Genomic DNA, 12,843 nt, shown 5'->3' with positions numbered 1-12,843 from the left:
ACGCCCCGTTCGCAACGTTCAACCACCCCTGCGGCACCCACCGAGCGGCGGGGCTTGACCAACCTGCCCGCCCCTTAACTACCCGGCATTGGGTTCTAACCGGTCTAAACACTCACGACCCCATCCCCTCAGCGGAAGCGGCGCAGGGTGAACGTGCGGACCGAGGTGTCGCCCGTGGTCAGTGCTTCGAGGTGCCCGGTCAGCACGGCCGTGCCGAACGGGCTCGCCGCCGCGGTGGTCGGCGCCCCGCCCGGCCACGGGGTGACCGGTGACTGCCGCGCCGTGTGCCAGTGGTCGCCGGAGGTCAGCACGCGGACGCCGTTCACGCCGGGGGCGCCGAGGTTGTTGGTGACCGATACCAGCGAGCCGTCGCGGCGCAGGACGAGCCCGTCGCCGCCGAGCAGCGGCTGATCGAGCGTGACCGCGTCGACCCGCCCGGAGTTCATGTCCACTTTGAACAACTTGCCCGTGCTGTAGATGACGGTGAGCACGAAGCCGTCCGGGTGCCACACGACGCCGTTGAGCCCGAAACCGGGTGCCGCGAAGTCGGGGTGGGTGACGCGTGCGGTGATGCGGCCGCGCGGGTCGACCCGGAACAGGGTGTCGCCGACGGTGTCGGTGACGTAGGCGTTGCCGCGGGCATCGACGGCGACGTCGTTGGCGGCGTGCTCACCCGCGCCCTCGGCGAGGTCGACGAGTGAAATCCGTTGTCCCGTACGGAGATCGAAGATCCCGAGCCCGGACTGCCGGTTGGTGGTCGCCGGGCCCGACCGCTCGCCGAGCCCGAGATCGGCGTAGGTGACGAGCAGACGGCCCCGCGCGGCGTCGACAGTGATGCCGAAAGTCGATACCATGGCCGGGTCGCTCACGAGCGTGCGGACGGTCTTGTCGTGTTGAACAACGGCGACCGTGCCGAATCTGACGGAGCCCACCAGATAGGTCTGCCTGGTCGGATCCCACGCCACCCCCTCCGGATAGAGCGAAGGCGCCGTGACCTCCACGTCCTGCGCCGGATGGGCCTGAGCGGGCGGCACCACGAGCCCGCCGATCGCCGCGGCCAGCAGCAGCGGCAGTGCCAGTCGATTTCTGAATCGCATTTTTCCCAATCCCCTCTGTTGAACGCGATTCAGCCTTCTTGGCCCGGTGCGGCCCTGCCAGACCCTGCGGTTCCTAGTACCCCGACTACCACGAAAGGCCGGTTCACCGATGTCCTTGCTGTCCCAGTTCCCGAAGCTGACCACCGGACCCGAACGTCTCCTGCTGGAGTACATGCTCGACCGCAACAGGAAAGCGGTCATCGACACCGCGCGCGGCCTGTCCGAAGCCGACGCGCGACGGCGCCTGGTCCCGTCTTTGACCACACCGATCGGGCTGGTCAAGCACGCGGCCGTCGCCGAGCGCGTGTGGTTCCAGCGCACCATGCTCGGACTGGCCGAGTCCGAATGCGACGGTCGCGCGCTCGGCGGCGACGGCAGTTTCGTTGTCACGGAAGGGGAAACGCTGGACGACGTGATCGCCGAGTTCGAACGGGCCAGTGCGCGTTCCCGTGCGATCGCCGCGGAGTTCGAGCTCGACGACCTCCGGTCACACTGGATCGTGGGTGAGGTCAGCCTGCGGTTCGTGTATTTGCTTTTGATCGAGGATTTCGCGCGGCACGCCGGCCACGGTGACATCCTGCGCGAGCAAATTCTCGCTGCACTGGAGGAACTCCAGGTTTAGGATCGAGATCATGCGTTTCGCGATCAAAACCTCACCGCAGAACACCGAGTGGGCGGACATGCTCGCCGTGTGGCAGGCCGCCGACGAGATCGAGTTGTTCGAATCGGGCTGGACCTTCGACCACTTTTATCCCATTTTCTCGGATCCGACCGGGCCGTGCCTCGAAGGCTGGGTGACCCTCACCGCGCTCGCGCAGGCCACCAAGCGGCTCCGGCTGGGCACGCTGGTCAGCGGGATCCACTACCGGCACCCGGCGCTGCTCGCGAACATGGCCGCGACGCTCGACATCGTCTCCGGCGGCAGGCTGGAGATCGGCATCGGCGCAGGCTGGAACGAGGAGGAGTCCGGCGCGTACGGCATGGAGCTCGGTTCGATCAAGGCGCGCAGCGACCGGTTCGAGGAGGGTTGTGAGGTACTGGTCGGCCTGCTCACCCAGGAGACCACCACGTTCCAGGGCGAGCACTACCAGCTGACCGACGCCCGGTGCGAGCCGAAGGCGGTGCAGCGTCCGCATCCGCCGATCTGCATCGGCGGCAGCGGCGAGAAGCGCACCCTGCGCACGACCGCGAAGTACGCCCAGCACTGGAACTTCGTCGGCGGCACGCCCGAGGAGTTCGCCCACAAGCGTGAGGTGCTGCACCGCCACTGCGCGGACATCGGCCGCGACCCGAGCGAGATCACGCTCTCGTCGCACGTCCGCCTCGACCCGGACGGCGACTACGCCAAGGTCGCCGCGGAAGCCGAGGCCCTCGGTGAAGTGGGCCTCGACCTCGCGATCGTCTACCTGCCGCCGCCGCACACCCCGGCCGTGCTCGAGCCGCTCGCGAAGGCGCTCGAGCCGCTGCGCTGACTCAGGCGCGGACGGGCAGTCCGGTCAGGCCGTGCATCAGCAAGCCCGGCCGCCAGGCGAGTTCGCGTTCCGGCACGGCCAGTTCGAGCGCGGGGAAGCGCTCGAGCAGGTGCCGGAACGCGATCACGCCCTCGGCCCTGGCCAGCGGCGCGCCCAGGCAGTAGTGGATCCCGTGCCCGAACGCCACGTGCTGCCCGCCGGGCCTGGTGATGTCGAGCGCCGGGGCACCGAACCGCTCCTCGTCCCGGTTCGCCGACAGGAGCGACACCAGCACCAGCTGGCCTTGCGGGATCTCCGTGTCGCCGATGACGACCGGCTCCGTGGCGAACCGCAGTGTCGACGTGCTGATCGGCCCGTCGTACCGCAGGAGTTCCTCGATGGCGCCCGGCAGCAGGCTTTCGTCAGCCCGCAGCTTGGCGAGCTGATCGGGATGCCGCAGCAGCGCGAGCATCCCGTTGCAGATGAGGTGCACGGTCGTCTCGTGGCCCGCCACCACCAGCAGGAACGCGGTGTCGACGAGCTCACGCTGGCTGAGCGCCCCCTCCTCGTCCTGCACCTGCACGAGCGCCGAGAAGAGGTCGTCCTTCGGCTCCGCCCGCCGCTCCTCGCACAGCTGCGCCAGGTAGCCGGTGAAGTCCGTGACCGCCTTGACCACTTCCTCCGGATCGAGCGCCGCGCCCTCGATGGTCGTGTTGGACCACTTGATCAGCTCCGGCCAGTGATCCTCGGGAACCCCGAGCAGCTCGCCGATCACCATGGCGGGCAACGGCACGGCGTAGTCGTGCATCAGGTCGAACTCGGGCCCGACCTTGTCGAGCAGCCCCGCGCTGATCTCCTCGATCCGCGGCCGCAACGCCGTCACCCGCTTCGCCGTGAACGCCTTCGTCACCAGCCGCCGCAGCCGCCCGTGGTCGGGCTCGTCGACGAACAGCATGTTGTGCGGCACGGTGGCCTCGTAGCCGCTGCTGTCGCCGCCGGGCAGCGTGTTCGCCTTGATCACGCCGGGGTTATTGGTGAAATCCTTGCTCAGCCGCGGATCGGTCATCGCCGCGCGGACGTCCTCGTACCGGCTGACCACCCACATCTGCACGCCGTGCGGCGTGGCCGTCCGGTACACCGGCTCCTCGGCACGCAGCCTGGCGTAGACGGCGTGCGGATCGTGCAAGTACTTGGCGTCGAACAACGTGTCGATCATCGAACCCCCTAGATCCCCCATGGACCGCCAGATCGTACCGGCCCCCGCGTGAGGCCGGTGCTGGTTTCGGCTGTCGGCGAAGCGATCCTGGGCGAGGGTCATGGCGCGGCGGGTGCTTGTTCGCGGGCCATGTGGTCGGCGTACCAGACGGGCCAGGCCTCGTCGTAGCGGCCGAGTTGCTTTTCGTGCTCGCCGTGGGCGGCAGCCGCCCGGCGGAGGGCTTGCTCCAGGTCGGCGGCGGAGGTGTAGGTGACGGGCATGACGGTGTTCCTTTCTGGTGCCGGTGGGTCAGCGGCCGGGGAGGCGTTCGGTGATCTCCTGGAGGAGCCAGGAGTTGCCGTCGGGGTCGGAGAACTTGGCGAAGGAGTTGTAGCTGCGGCGCTCGGGGTCGGGGCCAGGGGCGTTGGCGCCGGTGGCGTCGCGGTGGTAGATGTCGGAGACCGTGACGCCGTGCTCGGTGAGTTCGGCGGTGGCCTTCTCGATGTCGGCGACCACGAGGTAGAGGTTCTGGGTCGAGCCGGGCTCGGCGGTGGTGATGCCGGTGCCGAGGTGGATCGAGGTGGGGGAGCCCGGCGGGGTGAGCTGGACGACGCGGTTGCCGCCGCCGAGCGGGAAGTCGGCGTCTTCGCGCCAGCCGAGTGCCTTGTAGAAGTGCTTGGCGCGGTCGACGTCGGTGACCGGCAGGACCACTGCTTCGAGCTTCATGTCCATGGTGTTTCTCCTTCTTGTCTTCGCGGCTCGGTGCCGTACGACAAGAGTGGCTCCGCCGGGGGTGCCGTCGCGCCAGTGAGACTCACTGGCCAGGGTGCGGGACACACGGGCCGCGCTAATGTTGCGGCATGTCGGAGCTGGTCGGGCGGGACGGCGAGCGGGAGATCCTCGATCGGCTGCTGGCCAGTGCGCGCGCGGGTGAAGGCCGGGCATTGGTGCTGCGGGGCGAGGCGGGCATCGGCAAGAGCGCGCTGCTGGACTACCTCGCGGCCCGTGCGGTGGGCTGCCGGGTGGCGCGGGCGACGGGGGTCGAGTCCGAGCGGGAGCTCGCGTACTCCGGGTTGCACCAGATCTGCGCGCCTTACCTGGACCGGATCGAGGGATTGCCGGGGCCGCAGCGGACCGCGCTCGGGACCGCGTTCGGGCTGACCGACGGGGCCACGCCGAACCGGTTCCTGGTCGGGCTGGCCGTGTTGACGTTGCTGGCGGAGGTGGCGGACGACCAGCCGCTGATGTGCCTGGTCGACGACGCGCAGTGGCTGGACCAGATGTCCGCGCAGATACTCGCGTTCGTGGCCAGGCGGTTGCTGGCCGAGCAGATCGCGCTGGTGTTCGCGTTGCGGGAGGCCAATCCCGAGCTCGACCTCGCGGATTTGCCGCAGCTGGAGGTGCGCGGGCTCGGCGAGCCGGAAGCACGCGCGCTGCTGGATTCGGTGATCAAGGGGCCGCTCGACAGCCGGGTCCGCGACCGGATCGTCGCCGAGACGCATGGCAATCCGCTCGCGCTGCTGGAGTTGCCGCGCGCGTGGACGGCGGCGGAGCTCGTCGACGGGTTCGAGCAGCCGGATTCGCTGGCGGGGCGGATAGAACAGTGCTTCCTCAAACAGCTCGAACCGGTGCCCGCCGACACGCGCCGCCTGTTGCTGACCGCCGCGGCCGAGCCGCTGGGCGACGCGACGCTGCTGTGGCGCGCGGCGGGGCTGCTCGGGCTGGGCGCCGACCCGGCGGCGGCCGCCGAGGAGACCGGGTTGATCGAGTTCGGGTCGCGGATCCGGTTCCGGCATCCGCTGGTGCGGTCGGCGGTCTACCGGTCCGCGTCCGCCGCCGAACGGCAGGAGGTGCACCGCGTGCTCGCGGAGGTCACCGACGCCGAGGTCGATCCCGACCGGCGCGCCTGGCACCGGGCGCAGGCCACTGTTTCGCCAGACGAGGACGTCGCGGCCGATCTCGAACGGTCGGCCGTGCGCGCGGCGGCACGCGGTGGCCGGGTCGCGGCCGCGGCTTTCCTGGAGCAGGCGGCGTTGCTCACGCCGGAGCCCGCGCGGCGCGCGCGGCGTGAACTCGAGGCTGCCAAAGCGAAACGCGAGGCCGGGGTGTTCGAAGCCGCGCTCGGGTTGCTGGTGTCCGTCGACGCGGGACCGCCCGACGCGCGCCGGGACGCCGAGGTGCAGCGGCTGCGCGGGCAGATCGCGTTCGATCAGCGGCGGGGGAGTGACGCGGCGCGATTACTGCTGCGCGCGGCCGGACGGCTTGACGAGCGCGAGGCTTATCTAGAGGCGCTCGGCGCCACGATCTGGGCCGGTACCGGGCTTGAGGAAGCGGCTGCGGCCGCGCGGTCCGCGCCCGTGGCCGGGCAGCCGCCGGGTGCCGTCGACCTCGTGCTCGACGGGCTCGCCACCCGGATCTCCGACGGTTACGCGGCCGCGGCGCCCCTGATGACCCGTGCGCTCGAAGCCGTGCGCGCGCTGGACATCGGCACCGAAGACGCCGGCCGGATGCTGTGGTTGCTGGGCAACCGGGCGGGCGGGACCATCGCGACCGAGGTGCTGGACTTCGAGTCGGGGCACCTGTTCGCGACCCGTCAGGTCCGGCTCGCGCGGGAGAGCGGCGCTCTCGTCCAGCTGCAGTTCGCGCTCAACTTCCTCGCCAACCACGAGGTGCTGGCCGGGAACCTCGCGGCGGCGGAGGCGTTGATCGACGAGGACCGGATGGTCGCCGAGATGACCGGCGGCCAGGCGGTCGGGTTCAGCGCGATCCTGCTCGCCGCCTTCCGCGGCCACGACCACGCGGCGGAGCTGATTTCGGCCGCCGCACGGCAAGCCACCACGCGAGGTCAAGGCCGGGTGGTGACCTTCGGGGACTACGCGAGAGCGGTGCTTTTCAACGGACTCGGTCACCACGACGAGGCGCGGGACGCCGCCCGCCGCGCGTTCGAGCGCGACGCCGTCGGGCATCAGACGCTCGTCGCCGCGGAGCTGGCCGAGGCCGCGAGCCGGACCGGCGACAAGGAACTGCTGGCCGTCGCGCTCGCCCAGATCAGTGAACGCGCGCAGGCGACCCCGACGGACTGGACGCTGGGCCTCGAAGCCAGGGCCAGGGCTTTGACCGGCGAAGGTGAGACCGACCGGCTGTATCGCGAATCCCTCGACCTGCTCGTGCGCACGCCGGTGCGCACCGATCTCGCCCGTGGCCACCTGCTGTACGGCGAGTGGCTGCGCCGGGAAGGCCGCCGCGTCGACGCGCGCGAGCAGCTGCGGAAGGCGCATGAGCTGCTGACCACGATCGGTCTCGACGCCTTCGCGGACCGCGCGCGGCGCGAGCTCGCCGCCACGGGGGAGACCGCGCGCAAACGGACCGTGGAGCCGACCGACGAGCTCACCGCGCAGGAGGCGCAGATCGCCAGGCTCGCCCGCGACGGCTTGTCCAACCCCGAGATCGGCACGCGGCTGTTCCTCAGCCCCCGCACGGTGGAATGGCACCTGCGCAAGATCTTCGGCAAGCTCGGGATCAGCTCACGCAAGCAACTCCGCGACGCTCAGCCGGACGCGGCCTGGGCGTAACGAGCGGCCAACCGCGCGAAGGCTTCACGCAGCTCGGCAGGGCCGACGACTTCGATGCCGGCGTCGAACCGGCCGAGGGTCGCCGCCAGCGCCGTCCATGACCAGGAACCCAGCGTCAGGCGGCAGCGGCCATCGTCGAGTTCCTCGATGACGCCGTCGCGGGTGTAGCGGGCGGTTTCGGCGGCGGGCCGGTCGAGTATCACCTCGCCGTAGCAGGCCCAGCCCGTGTCGGAGCCCTGGAAACGGCTGGTCACGAACGCCGCCACGTCCTCGAGGTCGCGTGGGGTGAAGCGCGGGCCGGTGGGCGTGCGCGGCGTGATCTTGTCGGCGCGGAACGTACGCCAGTCGTCGCGATCCAGGTCCCATGCGACGAGGTACCACCTGCCCGCCCTGGTGACCAGGTGGTGGGGCTGCACCCGGCGCACCGGGAGATCGTCGCGGCCGTCGTAGTCGAAGCGCAGCACCTCGCAGGCGTGGACGGCGGCGGACAGCGTCATGAGCACGGCGCTGTCGGCTTGGAGCGGCGGGGCGATCGCGGTCACCTGGAGGGTGTCGATGCGATGGCGCAGCCGGGCGGGCATGACCTGCCGGATGGTGGTCAACGCCCGTGCCGCCGCCTCCTCGATCCCGGCGCCCGCGGTGGTGGCGATCTGGAGCGCGACGGCCACCGCGACCGCCTGGTCGTCGTCGAACAGCAGCGGTGGCAGTTCCGTGCCCGCGTCCAGGCGATAGCCGCCGTCAGGGCCCTTGATGGCCTGGATCGGATAGCCGAGTTCGCGCAGGCGGTCGACATCGCGGCGCACGGTGCGCTGGCTGATCTCGAGCCGCTCGGCCAGCAGCGCGCCCGGCCAGTCACGGCGTGCCTGCAGGAGCGAGAGCAGTGAGAGCAGCCGCGCGGAAGTTTTCGGCATGAATTCGATCCTGCCATGAGAAGAGGACACATCCTGTCCTCTTCCTCTGCGAAGGTCATCTCATGACACAGAACGAACGAGCCGACCTCCTCGCCGAACTCGCGACCGCGCGGGCCGCGTTGACCAAGACCGTCCAGGACCTCAGTGATGACCAGCTCGGCGAGCGTCCGACGGCCAGCGAGCTGTGCCTCGGCGGACTCGTCAAGCACGTCGCGTCCATGGAAGAGGTGTGGCTGCGGTTCGTCGTCGAAGGCCCGTCGGCGATGAACTACGACCTGCCCGAAGGCGTCACCTGGGCCGAGTTCGCGGCGGGCACCGCGCGCGAGTTCCCGCAGTGGGCGATCGACCACCAGGCCGAGTTCCAGATGCAGCCCGGTGACACCCTCGCCGGGATCCTCGCGCGCTACGAGAAGGTCGCCGCCCGCAGCGAGGAGATCATCGCGACTGTCGACTTGTCGGCGACGCAGCCGCTGCCGGAGGCGCCGTGGCACGAGCCAGGCTCGACCTACAGCGTCCGCCGGGTGCTGCTGCACGTGATCGCCGAAACCGCGCAGCACGCGGGGCACGCCGACATCCTGCGCGAGTCGATCGACGGCCGAAAGGCGGGCTGACCCGGCCGATCGGCCGATCCCCGGTGGCGGGGGCGCCGACAGGCTCGTGGCATGAAAAGAAAACCACAGGCCCTGGGTGCTGCCGCCATCGTGGCGGCCCTACTGCTCACCGGGCCACCGGCGTTCGCGTCGCCTGCTCCTGGCGCACCGGGAGTCGGCGACGCGTTGTGGCCGACGGCGGGCAACGGCGGCTACCGGGTCGAACGGCAGCGGCTGTCGTTCGATTTCGCCGACGGTCTCGAGTCGTACACCGCGACCTCGCAGCTGAACCTGCGCGCCACGCAATCGTTGTCCCGCTTCGATCTCGACCTGCTCGGCCCGCAGGTGCGCGAGGTCAAGGTGGACGGGAAACCGGCGACCTGGCAGTCCACTTCGGACGGTGAACTGGTCATCACGCCGCGACGGCCGATCCGTGACGGCGCCAGGTTCACCGTGACCGTCACGGTCTTCAACACCGCGCCTGACTTGGAAAAGAACCCGCCTGCCGGGTCCGATGACCTCCTCAACGGCATGTGGCGTGCCGGGAACCACGTCCAGCTGCACGCCCAGCCCGTCGGCCTGCGCCGCGTGCTGGCGGTGGACGACCATCCGTCCGCGAAGGCGCCGACCACGGTGTCGATCACCACCACGGGCTCGGCGAACTCGGTCGCGAACGGGCGGCTCGTGTCGACCTCGGTGTCCGGTGCGCGCACCACGCGGGTGTTCGACGAACCCCGGCCGCTGGCCACCCAGCTGCTGCAGGTCGGCGTCGGCCCGTTCACCGTCGTCCACCGGCGCGGGCCGGACGGGATCGACCTGCGCTACGCGGTGCCGACCGACATGGCCGACGCGGTTCTTCCCCAGCTGGACAAGACCTTCCCGGCGGCGATCGAGTTCCTTTCCCGGCGGCTGGGCCGTTTTCCCGGTTCGGTCGCGGGCGTGTACGCGACACCGAGTGGCGGCGCGCTGGAAACCCAGGGACTCACTTGGCTCAGCGCCGGCGAACTCACCCCGGAGACCTTCGTGAACAACGGGTTCGACGGCGTGGTGGCGCACGAGATCGCGCACGAGTGGTTCGGTGACTCGGTCGCGGTGGCCCGGTGGTCCGATCTGTGGCTGAGCGAGGGGCACGCCAGGTTCTACGAGTGGATGTGGAACGACGCGCACGGCCGCAACACGATCGAGCAAAACGCGCGCCACGCCTATGAGGTGCACCGGAAATGGCTCGGCGCGAACGGGCCGGTCGCCGCGCCCGACGCGGCGAGTTTCGGCGGCTCCGACAGCAAGCCGTTCGCGGAGGGGGTGTACGCGGGTGGCGCGCTGACGCTGTACGCGTTGCGGCAGCAGGTCGGCGACACGACGTTCGAACGGATCGAGCGGGCGTGGGTGAGCGAGAACCACGACGGCGTCGGCGGTACCGAGCAGTTCATCGCGACCGCTTCACGGATCGCGGGTCAGGATCTGGTGCCGTTCCTGCGGAGTTGGCTCTATGCCAAGGGAACGCTGCCGCCGATGCCCGGGCACCCGGACTGGCACGCGGCCTAGCCCCGTCGGGGAAACCGCTCCCGGCGATAGCAGGTCGCCGGGAGCGGTGCCTCCCTAGATACGCGCCCAGAGCGCGGGGGTGTTGGGCGGTTCCCAGCCGATCTGTGAAGTGTGCGGCTGGAGCACCCGGTACGAGCCACCGTCGTAGGTGACGGTCGCGCCCGAGCCGTAGTACGTGTTCGGCGCCCAGGTGCCGCTGGGCGGGTTCTGGGTCGTCGTGGTCTGGCTGGTCGGCGTGGTGGTCGTGCTGCTCGGCGGGTTCGAGCCGGAGGTCACCAGGCGCAGGCTGTACCTGCTCAGGATGACCGACACGGGCTGGAAGTAGAACGTGCCGCCGGAGGTGCAGTTGCCGGAGCCACCGGAGGTGACGCCCTGCGCCTGGTCACCGGAGAGCCACGAGCCGCCGGAGTCGCCCGGCTCGGCGCACGCGTTCGTCCTGGTCAGGCCGGTGACGGTGCCCTGCGGATAGGTGACAGACGCGTTCTTCTGCTGGATGGTGCCGCAATGCCAGCCGGTGGTGGACCCGGAGCGGCACACCGAGGCGCCGACCGGGGCTTCCTGCGAACCGGCGACCGGCACGGTGCCCGGGTAGCGGTTGACCAGCCCGCGCGGGGTGTTGCCGGCGTCGGCGCGGACCCACGCGTAGTCGTTGCCGGGGAACACCGACGCCGCGACCGTGCCGCTCGGGTTCGAGGTGCGGGTGCCCGCGGTGCCGCAGTGCCCTGCGGTCACGAAGCCGCCTTCGACCGAGAAGCCGATGGAACAGCGGCCGGAGCCGAAGGTGTAGGCGTTGCCGCCGATGATGTCGATCAACGGCACCGGGTTCTCGGCGCTGGTCTCGACGCGCACCAGGTCGGCGCGCACACCCGAGTTCACCGCCCAAGCCTTCGCCGCGGATTCGCCGCCGGGGTTGGCGGAGACGACGACCTTGTTGGTGGCGACATCGACGTACCAGCCGGGCACCGACTGCGGGGCGTCGGCGGATTTGGCGTCCAGTAAGGCTTTCGCGGAGTCGAGCTGGGCGGCCCCGACGGCGACGGGCCGCACGGCGGCACCCGCCGCGCGCACTGTGGCTTCCTGTGCGGGATCCGCGACGGCCACGGTCAGCGTGGTGCCCGTGGAATCAAGCCACGAGCCGCCGTATGCGGAGCCCAGCCGGCTCCTCAACGCGCTGTCGGTGCTCGCGGCCCGCTGTTCGGCGGCGAGGCGGGCCTGTGCCTGCTGCGGGGTGAGATTCAGGTCGCGCGACATGGCGGCCAGGATTTCCGACTGCGCGCCGGCGTTCGCGCTCGGCGTGAGCGCCAGTGCCGTGACCAGACCGGCTCCGGTGATGGCCGCCGCGGCGGCCGCTACGATTTTCCGTTTCATTGTTCGAGCACTTCCTCGGGCGGCGGGGGAGGTGGATCTCGGTCCCCGACCGTACGAGGCGGCTCACCCAAGTGGTACATACCATTTGGGTCATACCGCCGAGTCCGCGTAGCTCACCCCCCATTCCGGGTTGGCTTCGAGGAAGCGCGCGTAGCTCGGGCGGTGCTCGGCGAGTTCGCGGTACACCGCGCGCGAAAGCGCGATCATCTCGGCGGCGAACAGGCCCATCTCGCCGCGATGCGACCAGCCGATGAGATGCCGCCAGCTCAACGGAGTTCCCGCGATCGGCACCGCGACGACCCCGGGGAACTCGCGGAAGGTGGGCTGGCACAACACGACCGCGTGGCCGGACTCGACCATGTCCACGCAGGCCAGGACGTCGGTCTCGTACAGATTGCGTGGCGTGAAACCGGCTTTCGCGCAGGCGGACACGAAGCAGTCGGCGAAGCACCCGTCGCCGGGAGTGGCGCACCAGCGTTCGTCCGCGAGCGCGGCGAGGTCGACGGCTTCGTCGCGCGCGAGCGGATGCCGGGTGGACAGCAGCACGAACACCGGATCGGTCGCGAGCGTCTGCCAGCGCACGCCCGGCTCGGGCGGCGGCGGGGCGTCGCCGCAGACCCCGATGAACGCGAAGTCCAGACTTCCGTCGGAAATCTTGGCCGCGAGTTCGTTGGCCGACCACGACGCGTGCGGGGCGACGTGGGTGTCCGGATGCAGGGTGCCCAGGCGCTGCACGAGGCCGCCGAGCATCGGCCCGGACGTCGAGCCGAGCCGTAACGTCAGCGGCTCGCCGGAGTGGATGTGCTGGGCGAGCCGCGCTGCCTCGTCGTGCAGCGCGGAAACGGCGGGCAGCAGCATCCTTGCCCGGTCGAGCACCAGCTTGCCGAGCGCGGTCGGGCGGGTGCCCGCGTGGTCGCGCAGGAACACCGCGCCGCCGAGGGTGCGCTCGATACGCTTGAGCTGGGCCGTCAGCGCGGGCTGCGCCATCCCGAGCGTGTTCGCGGCCTTGGTGATGCTTCCCAGCTCGGCGATCGCGCACACGATCCGCAGATGGCGCAGCTCCAGCTCCATCCGTCTACGTTAGATCCGACTCGCGGCCTGGCCAAGCGACGGA

Annotated in this window: 12 protein-coding genes; 5 read left to right on the top strand and 7 right to left on the bottom strand. The window is 70.4% G+C overall.

Going from position 1 to position 12,843, the window contains the following annotated elements; translation table 11 throughout:
* Positions 1 to 128: 128 nt before the first annotated feature.
* Positions 129 to 1,097 carry a hypothetical protein gene (locus ACFV15_RS37890; RefSeq protein WP_378356951.1) on the bottom strand — a complete coding sequence of 323 codons (969 nt, stop codon included), beginning with the start codon at positions 1,095 to 1,097 and terminating at the stop codon, positions 129 to 131.
* Between the two features lie 109 nt (positions 1,098 to 1,206).
* Between ACFV15_RS37890 and ACFV15_RS37885 the strand changes: the two genes are divergently transcribed.
* Positions 1,207 to 1,719, top strand: a complete 513-nt coding sequence (locus tag ACFV15_RS37885; protein ID WP_378356950.1) for a DinB family protein — start codon at positions 1,207 to 1,209, stop codon at positions 1,717 to 1,719.
* 10 nt (positions 1,720 to 1,729) lie between these two features.
* Entirely contained in the window at positions 1,730 to 2,569 is an 840-nt protein-coding gene (locus tag ACFV15_RS37880) for an LLM class F420-dependent oxidoreductase (protein ID WP_378356948.1), read from the top strand.
* Position 2,570: 1 nt separating this feature from the next.
* Here ACFV15_RS37880 and ACFV15_RS37875 read toward each other — a convergent pair whose 3' ends face one another.
* From ACFV15_RS37875 to ACFV15_RS37865, 3 genes are all read right to left on the bottom strand, one after another.
* Positions 2,571 to 3,764 (bottom strand): cytochrome P450, encoded by a 1,194-nt coding sequence (locus ACFV15_RS37875; RefSeq protein WP_378356947.1) that lies wholly within the window; start codon positions 3,762 to 3,764, stop codon positions 2,571 to 2,573.
* Positions 3,765 to 3,862: 98 nt separating this feature from the next.
* On the bottom strand, positions 3,863 to 4,024 hold the full coding sequence (locus ACFV15_RS37870; RefSeq protein WP_378356946.1) for a hypothetical protein: 162 nt from the start codon (positions 4,022 to 4,024) through the stop codon (positions 3,863 to 3,865).
* A 28-nt stretch (positions 4,025 to 4,052) separates the two neighbouring features.
* Entirely contained in the window at positions 4,053 to 4,475 is a 423-nt protein-coding gene (locus ACFV15_RS37865) for a VOC family protein (protein WP_378356944.1), read from the bottom strand.
* A 128-nt stretch (positions 4,476 to 4,603) separates the two neighbouring features.
* Here ACFV15_RS37865 and ACFV15_RS37860 point away from each other — a divergent pair, with 128 nt between their 5' ends.
* Positions 4,604 to 7,315, top strand: coding sequence for an AAA family ATPase (locus ACFV15_RS37860; RefSeq protein ID WP_378356943.1), 2,712 nt, complete (start codon positions 4,604 to 4,606; stop codon positions 7,313 to 7,315).
* Here ACFV15_RS37860 and ACFV15_RS37855 read toward each other — a convergent pair.
* A complete protein-coding gene (locus tag ACFV15_RS37855; RefSeq protein WP_378356942.1) occupies positions 7,291 to 8,226 on the bottom strand; it encodes a helix-turn-helix transcriptional regulator in 936 nt (311 codons plus the stop codon). The genes ACFV15_RS37860 and ACFV15_RS37855 overlap by 25 nt on opposite strands.
* Before the next feature lie 62 nt (positions 8,227 to 8,288).
* On the opposite strand from ACFV15_RS37855, the gene ACFV15_RS37850 reads away from it, so the two are divergent.
* Positions 8,289 to 8,837, top strand: a complete 549-nt coding sequence (locus tag ACFV15_RS37850; protein WP_378356940.1) for a DinB family protein — start codon at positions 8,289 to 8,291, stop codon at positions 8,835 to 8,837.
* A 51-nt stretch (positions 8,838 to 8,888) separates the two neighbouring features.
* Positions 8,889 to 10,361 (top strand): M1 family metallopeptidase, encoded by a 1,473-nt coding sequence (locus ACFV15_RS37845; RefSeq protein ID WP_378356939.1) that lies wholly within the window; start codon positions 8,889 to 8,891, stop codon positions 10,359 to 10,361.
* 54 nt (positions 10,362 to 10,415) lie between these two features.
* Here ACFV15_RS37845 and ACFV15_RS37840 read toward each other — a convergent pair whose 3' ends face one another.
* Both ACFV15_RS37840 and ACFV15_RS37835 read right to left on the bottom strand, forming a co-directional pair.
* Positions 10,416 to 11,729 carry an alpha-lytic protease prodomain-containing protein gene (locus tag ACFV15_RS37840; RefSeq protein WP_378356938.1) on the bottom strand — a complete coding sequence of 438 codons (1,314 nt, stop codon included), beginning with the start codon at positions 11,727 to 11,729 and terminating at the stop codon, positions 10,416 to 10,418.
* A 90-nt stretch (positions 11,730 to 11,819) separates the two neighbouring features.
* Positions 11,820 to 12,800 carry a LysR substrate-binding domain-containing protein gene (locus tag ACFV15_RS37835; protein WP_378356936.1) on the bottom strand — a complete coding sequence of 327 codons (981 nt, stop codon included), beginning with the start codon at positions 12,798 to 12,800 and terminating at the stop codon, positions 11,820 to 11,822.
* Between the last annotated feature and the right edge of the window lie 43 nt (positions 12,801 to 12,843).

Source organism: Amycolatopsis sp. NPDC059657 (assembly GCF_042734395.1).
In the GTDB taxonomy this organism is placed as follows: domain Bacteria; phylum Actinomycetota; class Actinomycetes; order Mycobacteriales; family Pseudonocardiaceae; genus Amycolatopsis.
The sequence above is the reverse complement of the archived record's forward strand: the minus strand, read 5'-3'. Positions and strand labels throughout refer to the sequence as shown.

Bases quoted from the DNA above. Each gene is read 5' to 3' on its own strand.
- ACFV15_RS37890 (WP_378356951.1), bottom strand. From the start codon at position 1,097: ATGCGATTCAGAAATCGACTGGCACTGCCGCTGCTGCTGGCCGCGGCG.
- ACFV15_RS37885 (WP_378356950.1), top strand. From the start codon at position 1,207: ATGTCCTTGCTGTCCCAGTTCCCGAAGCTGACCACCGGACCCGAACGT.
- ACFV15_RS37880 (WP_378356948.1), top strand. From the start codon at position 1,730: ATGCGTTTCGCGATCAAAACCTCACCGCAGAACACCGAGTGGGCGGAC.
- ACFV15_RS37875 (WP_378356947.1), bottom strand. From the start codon at position 3,764: ATGATCGACACGTTGTTCGACGCCAAGTACTTGCACGATCCGCACGCC.
- ACFV15_RS37870 (WP_378356946.1), bottom strand. From the start codon at position 4,024: ATGCCCGTCACCTACACCTCCGCCGCCGACCTGGAGCAAGCCCTCCGC.
- ACFV15_RS37865 (WP_378356944.1), bottom strand. From the start codon at position 4,475: ATGGACATGAAGCTCGAAGCAGTGGTCCTGCCGGTCACCGACGTCGAC.
- ACFV15_RS37860 (WP_378356943.1), top strand. From the start codon at position 4,604: ATGTCGGAGCTGGTCGGGCGGGACGGCGAGCGGGAGATCCTCGATCGG.
- ACFV15_RS37855 (WP_378356942.1), bottom strand. From the start codon at position 8,226: ATGCCGAAAACTTCCGCGCGGCTGCTCTCACTGCTCTCGCTCCTGCAG.
- ACFV15_RS37850 (WP_378356940.1), top strand. From the start codon at position 8,289: ATGACACAGAACGAACGAGCCGACCTCCTCGCCGAACTCGCGACCGCG.
- ACFV15_RS37845 (WP_378356939.1), top strand. From the start codon at position 8,889: ATGAAAAGAAAACCACAGGCCCTGGGTGCTGCCGCCATCGTGGCGGCC.
- ACFV15_RS37840 (WP_378356938.1), bottom strand. From the start codon at position 11,729: ATGAAACGGAAAATCGTAGCGGCCGCCGCGGCGGCCATCACCGGAGCC.
- ACFV15_RS37835 (WP_378356936.1), bottom strand. From the start codon at position 12,800: ATGGAGCTGGAGCTGCGCCATCTGCGGATCGTGTGCGCGATCGCCGAG.